The following is a 17,260-nucleotide window of genomic DNA, read 5'->3' as shown; positions in this document are numbered from 1 at the left end:
GGGCCGCTCGCCATGTGGTTCACCCGCGTTTCGATTCAAAACCCCGTCATGGCCGTGATGGTCATGCTGGCCTTTGTGGTGCTGGGTTTGTTCAGCTATCAGCGCCTGTCGGTCGATCAGTTCCCGAATATCGACTTTCCCACCGTGGTCGTGCAGATGGACTATCCCGGCGCTTCGCCGGAGATCGTCGAGAGCGAGGTGACCAAGAAGGTGGAGGAGGCCGTCAACACGGTGGCCGGCATCAATGCGCTAACGTCCCGTTCCTACGAAGGCACCTCGGTCGTCATCATCGAGTTCAACCTCGATGTGGACGGCCGCAAGGCCGCCGAGGATGTGCGCGAGAAGGTGGCCCTGATGCGACCGACCTTGCGCGACGAGGTGAAGGAGCCGCGGGTCTCCCGCTTTGACCCGCAAAGCGCGCCCATCTTCAATGTGGCGGTCTTGGCTGAAGATGGCTGTCCGGTGCCGGGCCGCCCCAAGGCGGACGCGCCCCCTCGGGGGGTAGGCAGCGCGGGCGCTGCCGTGGGGGCCAATTGCTTCAGCACCCAGGAGCTGACCACCTGGGCCACCCAGGTGCTGCAAAAGCGCCTGGAGAATGTGCGCGGCGTCGGTTCGGTGACGGTGGTGGGCGGCTTGCAGCGGCAGATTCAGCTACTCTTGCGCCCCCAGGCCATGGAAGCCTTGGGTGTCACCGTGGATCAGGTGTTAGCGGCCGTGAAGAGCGAGAACCAGGAGCTGCCCCTGGGCAATCTGCGCTCGCTGGAAAAAGAACAGGTGGTGCAGATCAATGCGCGGCTCAAGCGCCCCGAGGACTTCCGCGACATCGTGGTCGCGCGCAAGGCCGGGGCCTCCGTCAAGCTCTGGCAGGTGGCCGAGGTAGTGGACGGCCCGCAGGAGGTGGAAAGCCTGGCGCTTTACAACGGCCAGCGCACCGTCTTGCTAAGCGTGCAGAAGAGCCAGGGCGAGAACACCATCGATGTGGTGGACGGCTTGCAAGCGGCGCTGAAGGAGTCGGCGGCACTCACGCCCAAGGGCATCAAGACGGAAGTCAACCGCGACAACTCGCGCGCCATCCGCGTCTCGGTGGCCAATGTGCAGCGCACCTTGTTCGAGGGCGCGGCCTTGACGGTCTTGATCGTCTTCTTGTTCCTGAACTCCTGGCGTTCGACGGTGATCACCGGCCTGACCCTGCCCATCGCCCTGATCGGCACCTTCTTGTTCATGTACATCTTTGGCTTCACCATCAACAACATCACCATGATGGCCCTGAGCCTGTGCGTGGGCTTGTTGATTGACGATGCCATCGTGGTGCGCGAAAACATCGTGCGCCATGTGCAGATGGGCGCCTCGCCGCGCCAGGCGGCGCTGGACGGCACCGAGGAGATCGGCCTGGCCGTCTTGGCCACCACCCTGTCCATCGTGGCGGTGTTTCTACCCATTGGCTTTATGGGCGGCATCGTGGGCAAGTTTTTCCACGAGTTCGGCATCACCATCGTGGCGGCGGTGTTGATCTCGATGTTCGTCAGCTTCACCCTGGACCCGATGTTGTCCAGCGTCTGGCATGACCCGGCCGCGCATGGCGTGCACAAGGGGCCGCCGGTGACGCTGTATGACAAGACGCTGGGTCGGGTGACCGGCGCCTTTGATAGTTTCACCGAATGGTTGTCGGACGGCTATCAAACCATTTTGGGCTGGGCCCTGCGGCACAAGGGCGCGACCTTGAGTATTGCTTTGGCCACGCTCTTGAGCAGCTGCGCGCTGCTGTCCGGTGTCGGCAAGGAGTTTGTGCCCAAGGCCGATTTGTCCGAGACGCAAATCAATTTCTACACCCCGGTGGGCTCGGCCTTAGAGGTGACCGAGGCGCGGGCGCAGCAGATCGACCGCTTGCTGCGCGAGTTCCCCGAGGTGCGCTACACCGTCACCACCATCAATAGCGGCTTCGCGGCCGGCAAGATTTATGGCGCGGTCTATGTGCGTCTGAAGGACCGCAAGGATCGCAAGCGCAGCGTCGCCGACTTGGCCACGCCCATGCGTGAGAAGCTGGCGGCCGTGCCCGGCATCACCGTCACCAATATCGGCCAAACCGATCTGGGCGGGGGCAAGAGTCTGCAGTTCTCCATCCAGGGCTCGGACCTGGGCGAGCTGGAGCGCATCTCCAAGCAGGTGATGGTGCGGCTGCAGAAAATCCCCGGCCTGGTGGATCTGGACACCACCCTCAAACCCAATAAACCGACGGTCTCGGTCGAGGTCAAGCGCGATGCCGCTGCCGATGTGGGCTTGAACGTCAATGCCCTGGCCAGCAGCCTGCGCACCCTGGTGGCGGGCACGACGGTGGGCAATTGGCGCGCGCCGGACGGGGAGAACTACGACGTCATCGTGCGCCTGAACCCGCAAAGCCGGGACGCCATCAGCGATCTGCGCAATCTGCCCATCAATGTGGCCGCCGCTGCCGATGGCTCACCGCGGGTCGTGCGCCTGAGCCAGGTGGCCGAGGTGCAGGCCTCCACGGGCGCCAACCAGATCAATCGCCGCGACCTGAATCGCGAGATCACCATCGACGGCAATGCCCTGGGGCGCAGCTCGGGCGAGGTCTCGGCCGATATCAAAAAAGTCTTGGACGACACCGCCTTCCCGCCTGGCTACCGCTACAGCTTTGGCGGCTCGACCAAGAATATGAACGAGTCCTTTAGCTATGCCCTGGGCGCGCTGGGCTTGGCCATCGTGTTTATTTATATGATTCTGGCCAGCCAGTTCAAGAGCTTTTTGCAGCCGCTGGCGCTGATGAGTTCTCTGCCCATGACCATGATTGGCGTGGTGCTGGCCCTGCTGGCCTTCAATTCCACGCTGAATATGTTCAGCATCATCGGCATCGTGATGCTGATGGGCTTGGTGACCAAGAACGCGATTTTGCTGATCGATTTCGCCATCCGCTCCCGCGAGGGCGAGCATGGCCACGGCGTGGATGCCGAGCCCATGGGGCGCGAACAAGCGCTTTTGCATGCCGCCCGGGTGCGGTTGCGCCCGATTTTGATGACCACCCTGGCCATGGTCTTCGGCATGGTGCCGCTGGCTTTTGCGCTTAGCGAGGGCTCGGAGCAGCGTGCCCCCATGGGCCAGGCGGTGATTGGCGGCGTCATCACCTCCTCCTTGCTGACCTTGGTGGTGGTGCCGGTGATCTACTGCTATCTCGATGACTTGGGTCAATGGGCCAAGCGCAAGTGGGCAGGCTCTAGAATTCCGGCTTGAACCTGTCAATTGAACCCCGCAGCGAACCCCGCAGCACAGAGGAATAGTGATGAATATCGAACAAGCCCGCTTCAATATGATCGAACAGCAGATCCGTCCCTGGGACGTGCTGGATGCGGGTGTGTTGGCGCTGCTGGCTGTGGTCAAGCGCGAGGATTTTGTGCCCGCCGCCTACAAAGGCCTGGCCTTTACCGACACCGAAGTGCCGTTGGCCGGCGGCCAGCAGATGCTGGCCCCGCGCGTGGAAGCCCGCCTCTTGCAAGAGCTGAAGATCGCCCGCCACGAGAAGGTGCTGGAAGTCGGCACCGGCAGCGGCTTCATGGCCGCCTTGCTGGGCCATCGCGCCCAGAAGGTCTTCAGCCTGGAAACCCAGCCCGAGCTGGTGGCTTTGGCTAACGACAATCTCAAGCGTGCCGGTGTGCGCAATGTGACGGTGCTGGCCCAAGACGGCAGCCAAGGCTTGGCCGGCGAGGCGCCTTTCGATGCCATCCTGCTGTCGGGCTCGGTGTCTGAGGTGCCGGCCAAGCTGCTGAACCAGCTCAAGGTCGGTGGTCGCCTGGCCGCCATCGTGGGCGAGGAGCCGGTCATGCGCGCGCAGCTGATCACCCGCGTGAGCGAAAAAGAGTTCCGCACGACCCATCTGTTCGACACGGTGGCGCCGCGCCTGCAGGGCTTTGCCGAACCCAGCAGCTTCAAGTTCTGAGCGGATTCACCCACCGATGCAAGTCAGCGCTCTTGAATTGCAGGCCCTGTGTACCCAATTGACGGAGGGCCAAGCCGGACCCCTGCTTTTGGATGTGCGGGAGCCCTGGGAGGCGGCGCTGGCGCGCATCGAGTTGCCGGGCTTGCCCCAGCGCTTGATGCCCATGGGCCAGGTGGGGCAGGGCTGGGAGGAACTGGACCCCGCGCAGCCTGTCGTCTGTTATTGCCATCACGGGGTGCGAAGTCTGCAAGTCGTCGCATTTTTGCGGCGGCAAGGCTTCGATTCCGTCTATAACCTCGCCGGTGGTATTGATGCGTGGTCGCAAGATGTGGACCCCTCGGTGCCCAGGTATTGATTGCAGATGGGTTCTGCCTCCTCGGGCCCCGCTGATCGTTTTTGAAGACCTAGAAAAAGTTTCCACAAAATCATGTTCACAAGGATGCCCATGTCAGACCGTCGTGCAAACCCATCGCGTTCATCCCTGACTCGTCTCGGTCTGGCCATGGTGCTGGCTTTCGGCGCTGCCGCCGGTGCCCAGGCGCAGAGCCTGCAGGAGTTGTACGACGCGGCACGTGGCTTTGATGCCAGCTATCTGTCGGCGCGTTCCTTGGCGGACTCGGCCCAGTACAAGGCCGCTCAAGCCGATGCCTTGGCTCGCCCCAGCGTGGGTCTGAGCACGGGCCTGACCGGTCAGCGCACCGAGCCTGCGTCCGGCACCAACTTCAATTCCGCCACCTTGCAGGCCGGGGTGAACGGCAAGTACGCGCTCTACAACCGCGGCAATTCCTTGAGCATCGAACAAGCCCAGCGCGCCCTGAGCGTGGCCCAGGCCGATCTGGAATTGGCCGAGCAAGATCTGATCGTGCGCGTGGCACAAGCTTATTTCGATGTGCTGGCAGCCAAGGACACGCTGACCACCACACGCGCCGCCAAGGCGGCGATCGCCGAGCAACTGGCCTCGGCCAAGCGTAATTTCGAGGTCGGCACCGCCACCATCACCGACAGCCGTGAAGCGCAGGCCAAGTTCGATCTGGCCACCGCGGTGGAGTTGGGGGCGGAGAATGATTTGCGCGTCAAAGGCGTGACGCTGGATCAGTTGGTGGGCCGTGTGGGCGTTGAGCCCAAATCCCTGGCTCAACCGGTCGCCTTGCCCGCCGTGATGCCGGTCAATGTGGATCCTTGGGTGAACCAGGCCGATGAGCTGCACCCCGCCATTCGCAAGGCCCGTCTGGGCCTGGAAGTGGCTCAGCTGGAAACCGCCAAATCGCGTGCGGCCGACGGCATCACCGTCGATATGACCGGTGGCCTGAATGTGCAGAATCAGCACAACAATCTCTCGGGTCTGGCCAATCTGCAAGCCGGTGCCGGCACCGCCAAGGTCGCCAATCTGGGCTTGTCCATCAACTACCCGCTGTATGCCGGTGGCGCGATTCAGAACCGCTTGAAGGAAACCCTGGCCCTGGAGGAAAAGTCCCGTAACGATCTGGACTACGCTCGCCGCTCGGTGGCCGAAGGCACCAAGCGCGCCTTCTTCGGCGTGCAATCCCTGCGTGCACAGGTCAATGCTTACGAGGCGGCCGAGTCTTCCTCCAAGCTGGCTTTGGACGCAACGCAGCTGGGCTACAAAGTGGGTGTGCGGGTCAATCTGGACGTCTTGAACGCGCAAACCCAGCTCTACACCACCCAGCGCGATCTGGCCAAGGCGCGTTACGACGTACTGGTCAACAGCCTCAAGCTGCGCCAGGCCTCGGGCCAACTCAAGCCCGAGGACATCAGCGCGGTGAACACCTTGCTGAGCAAGTAAACACCGCAGCGAGCTTTACAAGCACTCCTCCAAAACCCGCTGCGGCGGGTTTTTTCATGCGGGTCTTGTCGGCCTGCGCACCTTGAACCGGCAAGCCCGGCCCCGCCTTTCCCTTGCCGGGTGAAAATGACGCGATGCTCTATCTGATCTCTCCAGCCAAGGCTCTGGACTACGAAACGCCCACGCCGCCTACGGTGCAAGCCCTGGCTACCCAGCCTCAATTCATCTCGCAGTCCAGCGAGTTGATTCAGATCCTGAAGCAAAAGACGCCCGCGGATGTGGCTGCGCTGATGCATCTTTCTGAAGATCTCTCTCGGCTCAATGTGGATCGCTATCAAAGCTGGGTTCCGAAGTTCAGCCACGCCAATAGCAAGCCGGCGGCCTTTGCCTTTGATGGCGATGTGTACGGCGGGCTCTCGGCCAAGACCTTGAGCCTGGAGCAGCTGGCCTGGGCCCAGCAGCATCTGGCCATACTTTCGGGCCTGTACGGGGTGTTGCGGCCGCTGGATCTGCTCCAACCCTACCGCCTGGAAATGGGCACGCGCCTGGCCAACCCAGCGGGTGGCAATCTCTACCACTTCTGGGGCGATCGCCTGGCCGAGCATCTGAATGCCAAGGCCGCGGCTGCCCAGGTGCCGGTGATCGTCAACCTGGCTTCGCAGGAGTACTTCAAGGCGGTGGACAGGCGTTGCTTGAAGCCCCGGGTGATCGAATGCCAGTTCGAGGACTGGAAGAACGGGCAGTACAAAATCATCAGCTTTTTCGCCAAGCGCGCCCGTGGCTTGATGGCGCGTTACGCCATCACTCAGCGGATCGACACGCCGGCCGGGCTGCAAGGATTTGATCTCGAGGGCTATGCCTACGCGCCCGAGCAATCCACGCCTGAGCGCCTGCTGTTCCGCCGCCGCCTGGCCTGAAAACCAACGAGGAAACGAAGGAAACACCCATGGCCGTGCAAATGATCACCGCCGAAGTGCGCAGCTGGATCGCCGCGCAGTTGCAGGAGGGCTACACGCCTGAGCAGCTCAAGGCCGCGATGCGGGCCAGTGGCTGGACCACCGATGTGGCCGAGCAGGCCTTGTTGGAGGTGGCGAGTGGCCAGGTCTTGCCGCCCGTGGTCTCTATCGCGCCCAGTGGCAGCGTGCCCGAGCCCGATTTGTCGGGCGGTCAGACCCAGATTGAGATCGACGGGCATTGCATCCATGTCTTGCTGAGCATGGCCCAGCCGCGGGTGCTGGTGTTTGGCGGCCTGCTCAGCGAGGCGGAATGCGATGAGCTGGTGGCGCAAGCGCGCAGCCGCCTGAGTCGCTCCGAAACGGTGGCCGATTCCGCTGTTGGCAGCGAGGTCAACACGGCGCGCACCAGCGACGGCATGTTCTTCGCGCGTGGTGAGAGCGAGATCGTCCGCCGGGTCGAAACACGCATCGCCAAGCTGCTGAACTGGCCGGTGATTTACGGTGAGGGCTTGCAAGTGCTGCATTACCGCCCCGGTGCCGAGTACCAGCCGCATTACGACTACTTCGACCCCGAGCATGGCGCCACGCCAGCGATTCTGGAGCGCGGCGGTCAGCGCGTGGGCACCTTGGTGATGTACCTGAACACGCCCCAGGCGGGCGGCGCGACCACCTTCCCGGATGTCAATCTGGCGGTCTCGCCGGTCAAGGGCAATGCCGTCTTTTTCAGCTATGACAGCCCGCACCCTCGGACCAAAACCTTGCACGGCGGCGCGCCGGTGCGCGAGGGTGAAAAATGGGTGGCGACCAAGTGGTTGCGGCAGGGCGAGTTCAACTGAGGGGCGAGCCTAGAATCAGGAGCTATAGCAATCCCAACTTCCGCTCCTGATGAAAAAGAAAATCTTCGCTCTGACCCTGGCAAGCTTGGCTTGCAGCCTCGCTCTGGCCCAACAACTGCCGCCGCCGCAACCGGCGCAACAGCAGGCTCAGCCCCTGCCGCCGGCCGTGGCGGGTCGCGCGATTGACCCGGCAGCGGCCCAGGCTCCGGTCGAGAAGAAGCAGGCTGCGGCCAAGAGTTCGGCCCATGCCAAGAGCAAGGCCAAGTCCAAGCAGGCCGCGGCCAGCAAGAAGAGCGCAGGCAAAAAGGCCACGGCCAAAAAGCCCGGCAAGGCCAGCAAAAAGTCTCAAGCCAAATCTGGCAAGGCGGGCGGCAAGACCGCGAAGGCCGGAAAAAAGCTCAACAAGGCCTGATCAATTCGGCCAGCGCAGGGGCAGCTGGCTTTGCTTGAGCTGGCGCAGCACAAAGCTGGACTTGCTGTGCCGTATGCCTGGGATTTTGTAGAGCCGCTCGCGCAGCAGGCGCTCGTAGTCACGGGTGTCGGCCACGGCGATGCGCACGTAGTAGTCGTAGTCACCCGAGACCAGGAAGGCTTCCAGCACCTCGGGGATTTGCTCCAAAGCGCGGCCAAACTCGAACAAGGCCTCGTCCGAATGATTGTCCAGGGTGACCTGCACGATCACCGTGTCGGCCAGGCCCACCTTGGCGGCATTGACCCGCACCGAGTAGCCCTCGATCACCCCGTCATCTTCCATGCGCTTGATGCGGCTCCAGCAGGGTGAGCTGGTCAGGCCCACCTGGCTGCTGAGTTCTTGCAGGCTGATGCGCGCGTCTTGCTGCAAAGCCTTGAGGATGGCGAGATCGAATTTGTCCAGTTTCACTGTGGTTTCCAGGAAATTCAGAAGGATTTTCTGAATTTTAGTTTGGTGCTGGAAAATTCAGCAGCCTTTACCGCCTCATGCCGGGCACAGTGAGGGCATGAGCAAGCCTTTACAAGAAACATCTTCCGACACAGCGGCCGGGCCGATTGAGTGCAATGCCAATGGCGCTCAGCGCCTGATCGCCGCCTTGCTAGCGCTCGGTGTGGACACCGTGTTCGGCTACCCCGGCGGTGCCGTCCTCCCGCTTTACGACGCCCTGTATGCCGAGTCGCGCCTGCGCCATGTGCTGGTGCGCCATGAGCAGGCCGCCGTTCATGCGGCCGAAGGCTATGCCCGCAGCACGGGGCGGGTGGGGGTGGTCTTTGTGACCTCGGGGCCGGGTATGAGCAATACCGTGACCGGTCTGCTGGATGCTTTTTGCGACTCCATCCCGGTGCTGTGCATCAGCGGCCAGGTCGCCACCGCCGCCATCGGCACGGACGCGTTTCAGGAGTGCGACGCCCTGGGCCTGTCTCGCCCGGTGACGCGCTGGAATGCACAAATCCGCTCGGTGGCCCACATCGAGGCCCTGGTGAGCGAGGCCTTTCAGCATGCCTGCTCGGCGCGGCCGGGCCCGGTTTTGTTGGACTTCCCCAAGGACTTGCAGCAGGCGCTGCGAGGCGAGGGTGAGATTGCGCAGCTGCAGTCGGATCCTCCTCTCGCAGCACGTGCTCCGCAGAGCGATTCGATTGCCGCCGCATTAGACTTGCTGCTCACCGCCCGCCGCCCGGTGTTCTATGGCGGCGGTGGCTTGATCAACTCCGGCGATGCCGCCTGCGCCGCCTTCAGCCGCCTGGCCCGCGCCCTGCATGCGCCTTGCACCTTGACGCTGATGGGCTTGGGCGCCTTCCCGGCCTCGGATCCGCAGTACCTCGGCATGCTGGGCATGCACGGCAGCCTGGAGGCGAATCTGGCCATGCACCACGCAGACCTGATCGTCTGTGTGGGCGCGCGTTTTGATGATCGTGTCACCGGCCGTCTGGATCGCTTCAGCCCCGACGCCCGGGTGATTCATCTGGATGTGGAGCCTCGCCAGATCGGCAAGGTCCGGCACGCCGATGTGGCCTTGGTGGGCGATTGCCTGGCCAGCCTGCAGGCCCTGGAGGCGAGCCTGCAAGCGCGGGGCGGGCGAGGCCAGGATCTAAGCGCCTGGTGGTCGCAGATTGGCGTGTGGCGGGCGCAAGATTCGTTAGGGGTGGATGAGAGTGCCCCCGAGGGTCAGGTCTTGCCTCAGCGCCTGATGCGTCAACTGCAGGCGGCGCTTGGCCCGCGCGAGGCCATCGTCAGCACCGATGTGGGCCAGCACCAGATGTGGGCGGCCCAGCACTTGCAGTTTGAGCGGCCGCGCCGCTGGCTCACCTCGGGCGGCGCGGGCACCATGGGCTACGGCCTGCCGGCCGCCATCGGCGCTCAGGTCGCCCATCCGCAGGCCTTGGTCGTTTGCGTCAGCGGCGATGCTTCGGTGCTGATGAATATTCAGGAGCTGTCGACCGCCGTGCAGCACCGCTTGCCCGTCAAGCTCGTGCTCAGCAATAACGGGCGCATGGGCATGGTCAGGCAATGGCAGGAGCTGATCCATGGCGGGCGCTACAGCCACAGCTATACCGAGGCTTTGCCTGACTTTGTGGCCCTGGCCCGCGCCTTTGGCTGGCAGGCCAGAAGGGTGGAGCGATTGGAGGAGCTGGACGCGGCCATTGCCGAGTGCCTGGATTCGGTGGGGCCTTTTTTCCTCGATGTGCAGGTTGCGGCGGAGGAAAACTGTTTCCCCATGATTCCGGCGGGCGCCGGGCATGACGAGGTCTTGTTGGCCAAGGGGCGTTTGTACCGCCCGAACTGAGGTGGCTGAACTGAGCTGCCCGAACTGAGGCAGGCATGAAAAAAGGCACCCGAGGGTGCCTTTTTAAACGCTGGCGTTGATTAGACGCGCTTGCGGTATTCGTGGGTGCGGGTGTCGATTTCGATCTTGTCGCCTTGGGCCACAAAGATGGGCACGGGGATTTCGAAGCCGGTCGCGATCTTGGCAGGCTTGAGCACCTTGCCCGAGGTGTCACCCTTGACGGCGGGTTCGGTCCAGGTCACTTCACGCACCACGGAGGTGGGCATTTCAACCGAGATGGCCTTGCCGTCGTAGAACACCACTTCCACGGCCATGCCGTCTTCCAGGTAGGAAACGGCGTCGCCCATGTTCTCGGCTTCCACTTCGAACTGGTTGTACTCGGTGTCCATGAACACATACATCGGATCAGCGAAGTAGGTGTAGGTGCAGTCCTTCTTCTCCAAGATGATTTGGTCCATCTTGTCGTCGGCCTTGAACACAACTTCGGTGCCGGAGTTGTTCAGCAGGCTCTTGAGCTTCATGCGCACGGTGGCGGCATTGCGGCCACCACGGCTGTATTCAGTCTTCAGCACGACCATGGGGTCCTTGCCGTGCATGATCACGTTGCCGGCGCGGATTTCTTGAGCGATCTTCATGAGTGTTCCGATATTGGGAGGGACAGGTATTTCGGGGTGGCCTTGGGTGGACGGAACAAGCTGGCGACTTTTTTGCTCGTGCAAATTCGTGAATGAATCCAGCAGGATTCATCGCCCCAGCCTTGGGTTCATGCCCCTGGCCAATACAGCATTGGATTCATTGCCTACTGTCTTTGTGCTGGTTTTTGGCTGAGAACTTGAGCTCAGATTTCCACCGGCTGCATCGACAATGCGCGCCAAAAAACTCCCCGTGGCGCGGCAAAGCCCGAGATTTTAACTTGATTTGTGCGAATGCTTTAGCAAATGCGCGCTGAGTTGGCTGAGTAAGTCGGGCTGCGAGGCTAAATTTTCACGCCACTGGCGAGCATGGGCGAGGGCGGAGCTGCCGGTGTCCGTTGGCGGCAGCGTCAGAAGTTCGGCGCTTGAATAAGGCGCCAGGCCATTCCAGCGCCGCCAGGCCGCCCGCCACTGCGCAGCCAACTCGGCAGGCGCTTGCGCCAGCCACAGATCCATAAAGGCCTCCAATTTGGGGCCGTGGGCGCCGTCGTCCTGTGAGTAGATTTGCCAGACAAAGGGTTTGCCCGCCCATTGCGCCCGCACGAAAGAATCCTCGCCGCGTACGAAATTGAGGTCGCAGGCCCAGAGCAGGCGGTCGAAATCATCCTGGCTGAGATAGGGCAGGGCATGCAGCCTCAGCGTGGCTGGCAGGCTCAAGCTCTGCAGATCGGCCTGCACCTGGCCGGCACAAACCAGCAGCAAGGTGGGTCTATCGGCCAAGGCCGCGATCAACTGGGGCAGTGGCGCATTCGGGTAGGCGAATAGGCTGACGAGACGCTCGCCGCTTGTTGCCTGGTCCGCCACGCCTTGAGCGGCCAACCAGGCCTGCGGGTCAAACGCCGCCTGTGCTTGCAGCAAGCCGGGCTCGCGCAAGAGGCCGCCGGTGCGCTGGGTGAAGCCGGGGTAGAAGAAGACCTTGTTCAAACCTGCTGCCGGCCCGCTGAACTGGGGTGAACTGAGGCCGTGGCTGCGTTCCACATAGGGCTCGGCGCTGAGGTATTCCAGATTGATCCACTGCGGCGCATGCCCCCCTGCGGCCTGCGCGGCCATCTGGCTGAGAAAGGCTTCGGGGAGATCACAGCCAAAGGTCTCGACGAGGACATCGCAAGCTCGGGCCAGCATCAGCGGGGCTTGGGTGGCTTGATGCCAGGGCTTGATCTCAATGCCTGGCGGGATGCCGCTGGGCGCCATCCAGGCCAGGGCCGAGGCATCGTCCAGCCAGAGCCGCACCTGCTCACCCCGCGTCGCGAGATCGCGCGCCAAGCGCCAGCTCACCCCGATATCGCCAAAGTTATCGATCACCCGGCAGAACAAATCCCATTGCTTTCCCATGGGGCGATTATCGAGGGCGGCACAATCCGGCCTATGCAAGAGTCAGAGAAGCCATCGATACCCGATACCGCGGACCCGAAAGACGAGGCGGCGGCCTTGGGTGCTCGCAAACAAGCCGAGTGGGCTCAAGAGCGCCAGTTGCTGGAGGCCGCCGAAGCCGCGCGGGTCGCTGAGATGGAAGCCGCCGCCTCGGCGGGCCGCGAAAAAATTCTGGCCCAGGTGGCCGCCCTGCCAGCGCTGCCGGGGGTGTACCGCTATTTCGACGCCCAGGATCAGGTCTTGTATGTAGGCAAGGCCAAGCATCTGAAGAAGCGCGTCTCCAGCTACTTCCAGCGCGACCATGGTGGCACCCGCATCGGCATGATGGTGGCACGCATCGCCCGCCTGGACACGACGGTGGTGCGCACCGAGGCGGAGGCCTTGCTGCTGGAAAACAATCTGATCAAGGCCTTGAACCCCAAGTTCAATATCTTGTTCAGGGACGATAAGAGCTACCCCTATCTCAAGCTCAGCGGCCACGCCTACCCGCGCATCAGCTATTACCGCGGCGCGGTGGACAGGCGGCATCGCTATTTCGGGCCTTTCCCCAGCGCCTGGGCGGTGAAGGAGTCCATCCAGCTGATTCAAAAGGTCTTCAAACTGCGCACCTGCGAAGACACGGTCTTCAATAACCGCAGCCGACCCTGCTTGCTTTACCAGATTCGCCGTTGCTCCGGCCCCTGCGTGCCCGAAGGGCAGGGGGCGGATTACGCGCGCAATGTCAGCAATGCCGAGCGCTTTTTGCTGGGCGAGACCCAGGAGGTGATGGACGGCCTGCAAGCGCAGATGATGGCTTACTCCGACGCCCTGCAGTTTGAGTTGGCGGCCGAAGTGCGCAATCAGATCCAGGCCTTGGCCCGGGTGCTGCAACAGCAGTCGGTGGATGAGAACAGCGCCACCGGGCGGGACCGCGATGTCGACATCCTGGCCGCCAAGGTGCAAGGCGGGCGCGCCTGCGTCAACCTGGCCATGGTACGGGGTGGCCGCCATCTGGGCGACCGTGCCTACTTCCCCAAACACGTGGAAGAGGCCACGGCCACCCGTTTGGCCGAGGAGGATCAGCCGGACGACTACTCGCCCGAGCGCCAGGTGCTGGAGGCCTTCATGGCCCAGCATTATTTGGATGCCCATGTGCCTTCGCTGATCGTGTTGAGCGAGGCGGTGGATGAATCCCTGGCCGAGGCGCTGAGCGAGCAGGCGGGCTACAAGGTCACAACTCAGGCGCAACCGCGCGGCCAGCGCCGCATCTGGCAGGAGATGTGCGTCAAGGGCGCCGAACTGGCCCTGGCGCGCCTGCTCTCGGAAGAGGGCTCGCAGCAGGCTCGTACCCGCGCCTTGCTCGATGCCCTGGACCTGACGGTGGAGGACATCAACAGCTTCCGCATCGAGTGCTTTGACATCAGCCACACGGCGGGCGAGGCCACCATGGCCTCCTGCGTGGTGTTCGAGGCGCATCAGATGCAGAGCAGCGAGTACCGCCGCTACAACATCGAAGGCATTACCGGCGGCGACGACTATGCCGCCATGCGCCAGGTCTTGACCCGACGCTACAGCAAGCTGGCCGAGGCCGCGCAGCTCGGTACCGGGCGCTTGCCCGATCTGGTCTTGGTGGACGGCGGGCGGGGTCAGGTCTCGATGGCGCGCGAGGTGTTCGAGGAGCTAGGCCTGGACCTGAGCCTGATCGTGGGCGTGGAGAAGGGCGAGGGTCGCAAGGTTGGCTTGGAAGAGCTGGTGTTTGCCGATGGCCGCCCCAAGATAGGCCTGGGTCGTGACTCGGCCGCCTTGATGCTGGTGGCGCAGATCCGCGACGAGGCGCATCGCTTCGCCATCACCGGCATGCGAGCCAAGCGGGCGGCTGTGCGCACGGGTGGCTCGCGCCTGGAGGATGTGGACGGCATAGGCCCGAAGAAGCGGGCCCAACTGCTGCAGCGCTTTGGCGGTGTGCGAGGGGTGGCTCAGGCGAGTGTGGAGGAGATTGCCAGCGTCAAAGGCATCTCAAAGGAACTTGCCGAAGAAATTTATCGTGTGCTGCATTGAATGGAACGAGGGAAGCATCGTGTCTTGTTTTGAACTGAATTCGAGGTCTGAACAAGACCGGGCCGGCAAGGGGCAGCCTCAAGGCCCGAACTGGCCACGTCAACTGGCGTGCCTGAGCCTGGCCTTGGGATTGGCGGGTTTGATGTCGGGCTGCTCCTTGCTGCCAGGCGGCAATACCCCCGCGGCCTCCGCACCAGGCAATAGCAGCGCAGGGCCGTCAGGCGCGTCTACTCAAGCTGGGACTGCGCCCGCCAAAGGCGACGCTGGGGCAGGCAGCAAAACGCCAAGCGCGCCCGCAGGCAATGCCCGACCTTTGGTGAAGCTGGATCCGCCCAAGCCGGTGCGCAATGGTGATGAGTTGCGCAAGCAGGCGGCTCAGCGCTTGGTGGCGGCCAACCCCGATCAAATCTATTTGGGTCAGGTGCCGGACATCTTGCTGGCCATCCCCGTTTTGGAGGTGGAACTGCGGCGCGATGGCACGGTTAAAAACGTCCATGTGCTGCGCCGCCCCGGCCAAGCCTTGGAGACGCTGCAGATGGCCATCGACGCGGTCCATCGTGCAGCGCCATTCGGCGATGTCTCACGCATGCCTCAGCCTTGGAAATTTACCGAGACCTTTTTGTTCAATGACGAGCGTCGCTTCAAGCCTCGGACCCTGGACTGAGGGGATCGCGCCCGCGAGCTTGCCCCTGCAACAATAAAGCGACAAACAGCGCCCGCCCGGCCGGGCCTGCGCCCGTTTGTTGTGCACAATGCCCCACATGTTCTTCACGCTGCCAACACTCTTCACCTGGGCGCGCATCGTCGCCATCCCTTTGATCATTGGGGTGTACTACCTCGACCTGCCCACCGACAGCAAAAACCTGTTCGCGACCGCTTTGTTTGTGCTGGTGGCTTTGACGGATTGGTTGGACGGCTACCTGGCGCGCAAGCTCAATCAAACCTCGGCATTTGGCGCTTTTCTCGACCCGGTGGCCGACAAAATTCTGGTCTGCGCAGCCTTGTTGATATTGCTGGAGCTTGGCCGTGTTGATGCCCTCGTGGCCCTGGTGATCATCGGCCGGGAGATCACCATCTCGGCCTTGCGTGAGTGGATGGCGCAGATTGGCGCCTCGCGCAGCGTGGCCGTGCACATGGTCGGCAAGCTCAAGACCACGGTGCAGATGGTGGCCATTCCTTTTCTGCTGTTTGATGGTCCGCTATTCGGCTTGATCTCGACCCGCGTCTGGGGAACATGGCTGATCTATTTGGCCGTGGTGCTGACCATCTGGTCCATGGTCTATTACCTGCAGAAGGCTCTGCCCGAGATTCGCGCCAAGGCGCGTTGATCGACCCAGGGTTCGTGGCGCCTAAGCTCTCAGCTCATAGCGAATGACTGATGATGCGGCGCTGAAACCCAAGCCCGCGGGGCTGGCAGAAAGCCCCGCAGTCGTCGCGGCCGCACCCGTCAACCCCGCTTTGCTGGCGCTGATGCCGGCTGTTTTTGTGGCCATTTGGTGCACCGGGTTTGTGGCGGCGCGCCTGGGCATGCCCTATGCCCCGCCCATTACTTTTTTGGCCATACGCTTTGGCTTGTCGGCCCTGTGTTTTGGGCTTTGGGTCTTTGTCTCAGCTGCCAGCTGGCCACAGGGCCGGGATCAATGGTTGCATCTGATCGTGCTGGGTGCCAGCACCCATGCGATCTATCTGATTTGCGGCTGGGCCGCCGTCAAGCAAGGCTTGGGTGCGGGCACCATGGCCTTGATCGTCGGCCTGCAACCTTTGCTGACGGCCTTGTGGCTGCATCGCTTTGGTGATGCGGCGCAGGCAAGTCTGCGCCTCGGTCAATGGCTAGGTCTGGTGCTGGGCCTGTGCGGACTGGTGTTGGTGGTGAGTGCCAAACTGGGGCAGGGCGAGATGACGCCTTTCAATCTGACCCTGGGCTTGGGGGCCTTGCTGGCCATCAGCTTTGGTGGCCTGTATCAAAAGCGTTTCATCCAGCCCGGTGATGCCCGCACGGCAATGTTTGTGCAGTTGTTGGCCGCCTTCGTGATCGCCGCGCCGCTGGCCTTGTTCGAGTCCGAGCCCGTGGTCTGGCACCGTGATTTTTGGATCGCCTTGGCCTGGTCGGTGCTCGGCCTCACCCTGGGCGGTAGTTCCTTGCTCTACCTGCTCTTGCGCAAGGGGGCGGCCACGCGAGTCAGTAGCTTGATGTATCTGGTACCGCCCTGTGCAGCCTTGCTGGCTTGGTTGCTGTTCGGGGATCCGATCGGCTTGGCGATGTGGCTGGGCATGTTGGTGAGTGCGATAGGCGTATTGCTCGTGGTGCGTCGCGCCTGAGCCGAATAGGCCTCAAATGCGGGCCGGCCAGGCGTGGGAAATGGTGCTGCCCATGCTTTGTGTATCAGGACTTTTCCCTGCAAGGCAGGTCTCGCCAATCCGCATAGAATCCGCTTCCCCGAGCCGTCGATAGGCGACTTGCAGACTTGTCGCACGGCAAGTTTGGGCCTCGGTCGGCTTCCAATTCAGCGCGCTTCTTGCCCTCCGCCTCACTTGCGGACGGCATGGTCAGCCATCTTTGAGAGGTAACTTCGTGAATAAGTCTGAACTGATCGATCACATTGCCACGCAAGCAGATATCTCCAAGGCGGCGGCGGCACGTGCCCTGGAAGCGCTGATCGGCGGCGTCAAGACCACGCTCAAGAAGAATGGCACGGTGTCTTTGGTGGGCTTTGGCACCTTCAGCGTCACCAAGCGTGCCGCGCGTGCGGGGCGCAATCCACGCACCGGCGATACCATCAAAATCAAGTCCGCCAAGGTGCCAAAATTCCGTCCCGGCAAGGCATTGAAGGATGCAGTCAATTAAATCCCGTATAGTTA

General features: G+C 62.6%; 16 protein-coding genes. 13 read left to right on the top strand and 3 right to left on the bottom strand.

The annotated features are described in order from the left end of the window. Positions 1-12 precede the first annotated feature (12 nt). The 7 genes from DBR47_RS21200 to DBR47_RS21170 all read left to right on the top strand — a co-directional run bounded on the left by DBR47_RS21200 (position 13) and on the right by DBR47_RS21170 (position 7,957). A complete protein-coding gene (locus DBR47_RS21200) occupies positions 13-3,246 on the top strand; it encodes an efflux RND transporter permease subunit (protein WP_124453834.1) in 3,234 nt (1,077 codons plus the stop codon). A 49-nt stretch (positions 3,247-3,295) separates the two neighbouring features. Continuing rightward, entirely contained in the window at positions 3,296-3,949 is a 654-nt protein-coding gene (locus DBR47_RS21195) for a protein-L-isoaspartate O-methyltransferase (RefSeq protein ID WP_124453832.1), read from the top strand. Positions 3,950-3,965: 16 nt separating this feature from the next. Beyond that, positions 3,966-4,304: a rhodanese-like domain-containing protein gene (locus DBR47_RS21190; protein WP_124453830.1), complete on the top strand. Its 339-nt coding sequence runs from the start codon at positions 3,966-3,968 to the stop codon at positions 4,302-4,304. 90 nt (positions 4,305-4,394) lie between these two features. Further along, positions 4,395-5,753: a TolC family outer membrane protein gene (locus tag DBR47_RS21185; RefSeq protein ID WP_124453828.1), complete on the top strand. Its 1,359-nt coding sequence runs from the start codon at positions 4,395-4,397 to the stop codon at positions 5,751-5,753. A gap of 134 nt (positions 5,754-5,887) precedes the next feature. Next, positions 5,888-6,670, top strand: a complete 783-nt coding sequence (gene yaaA, locus DBR47_RS21180; RefSeq protein WP_124453826.1) for a peroxide stress protein YaaA — start codon at positions 5,888-5,890, stop codon at positions 6,668-6,670. Positions 6,671-6,699: 29 nt separating this feature from the next. Then, the gene (locus tag DBR47_RS21175; RefSeq protein ID WP_124453825.1) at positions 6,700-7,545 is read left to right on the top strand and encodes a 2OG-Fe(II) oxygenase; all 846 of its coding nucleotides are present in this window, start codon (positions 6,700-6,702) and stop codon (positions 7,543-7,545) included. Positions 7,546-7,594: 49 nt separating this feature from the next. Next, the gene (locus DBR47_RS21170) at positions 7,595-7,957 is read left to right on the top strand and encodes a hypothetical protein (protein ID WP_124453823.1); all 363 of its coding nucleotides are present in this window, start codon (positions 7,595-7,597) and stop codon (positions 7,955-7,957) included. On the opposite strand, the gene DBR47_RS21165 is transcribed toward DBR47_RS21170, so the two are convergent. Then, positions 7,958-8,425 carry an Lrp/AsnC family transcriptional regulator gene (locus DBR47_RS21165; RefSeq protein WP_124453821.1) on the bottom strand — a complete coding sequence of 156 codons (468 nt, stop codon included), beginning with the start codon at positions 8,423-8,425 and terminating at the stop codon, positions 7,958-7,960. It lies immediately after the preceding gene. A 97-nt stretch (positions 8,426-8,522) separates the two neighbouring features. Between DBR47_RS21165 and ilvB the strand changes: the two genes are divergently transcribed. After that, positions 8,523-10,301, top strand: a complete 1,779-nt coding sequence (gene ilvB, locus DBR47_RS21160) for a biosynthetic-type acetolactate synthase large subunit (RefSeq protein ID WP_124453819.1) — start codon at positions 8,523-8,525, stop codon at positions 10,299-10,301. A gap of 80 nt (positions 10,302-10,381) precedes the next feature. Here the strand turns inward: ilvB and efp are convergent, their stop codons facing one another. After that, positions 10,382-10,936 (bottom strand): elongation factor P, encoded by a 555-nt coding sequence (gene efp, locus DBR47_RS21155; protein ID WP_124453817.1) that lies wholly within the window; start codon positions 10,934-10,936, stop codon positions 10,382-10,384. Between the two features lie 273 nt (positions 10,937-11,209). Next, positions 11,210-12,325 carry an elongation factor P maturation arginine rhamnosyltransferase EarP gene (gene earP, locus DBR47_RS21150; RefSeq protein ID WP_124453814.1) on the bottom strand — a complete coding sequence of 372 codons (1,116 nt, stop codon included), beginning with the start codon at positions 12,323-12,325 and terminating at the stop codon, positions 11,210-11,212. A 174-nt stretch (positions 12,326-12,499) separates the two neighbouring features. Here earP and uvrC point away from each other — a divergent pair, with 174 nt between their 5' ends. The 5 genes from uvrC (at position 12,500) to DBR47_RS21125 (ending at position 17,246) form a co-directional block, all read left to right on the top strand. Next, complete coding sequence (uvrC, locus tag DBR47_RS21145) at positions 12,500-14,401, top strand: excinuclease ABC subunit UvrC (RefSeq protein ID WP_124453933.1); 1,902 nt, start codon at positions 12,500-12,502, stop codon at positions 14,399-14,401. Between the two features lie 316 nt (positions 14,402-14,717). After that, positions 14,718-15,065, top strand: coding sequence for a hypothetical protein (locus DBR47_RS21140; protein WP_197047208.1), 348 nt, complete (start codon positions 14,718-14,720; stop codon positions 15,063-15,065). 97 nt (positions 15,066-15,162) lie between these two features. Next, the gene (pgsA, locus tag DBR47_RS21135; RefSeq protein WP_124453812.1) at positions 15,163-15,729 is read left to right on the top strand and encodes a CDP-diacylglycerol--glycerol-3-phosphate 3-phosphatidyltransferase; all 567 of its coding nucleotides are present in this window, start codon (positions 15,163-15,165) and stop codon (positions 15,727-15,729) included. Between the two features lie 43 nt (positions 15,730-15,772). Next, a complete protein-coding gene (locus DBR47_RS21130) occupies positions 15,773-16,720 on the top strand; it encodes a DMT family transporter (protein ID WP_231512432.1) in 948 nt (315 codons plus the stop codon). A 253-nt stretch (positions 16,721-16,973) separates the two neighbouring features. Next, positions 16,974-17,246 carry an HU family DNA-binding protein gene (locus tag DBR47_RS21125; protein WP_124453810.1) on the top strand — a complete coding sequence of 91 codons (273 nt, stop codon included), beginning with the start codon at positions 16,974-16,976 and terminating at the stop codon, positions 17,244-17,246. The last annotated feature ends 14 nt before the right edge of the window (positions 17,247-17,260 follow it).

It is taken from the genome of Paucibacter sp. KBW04 (assembly GCF_003852425.1).
Taxonomy (GTDB): Bacteria; Pseudomonadota; Gammaproteobacteria; order Burkholderiales; family Burkholderiaceae_C; genus Paucibacter_A.
This window is presented reverse-complemented; position numbering and strand designations above follow the sequence as displayed.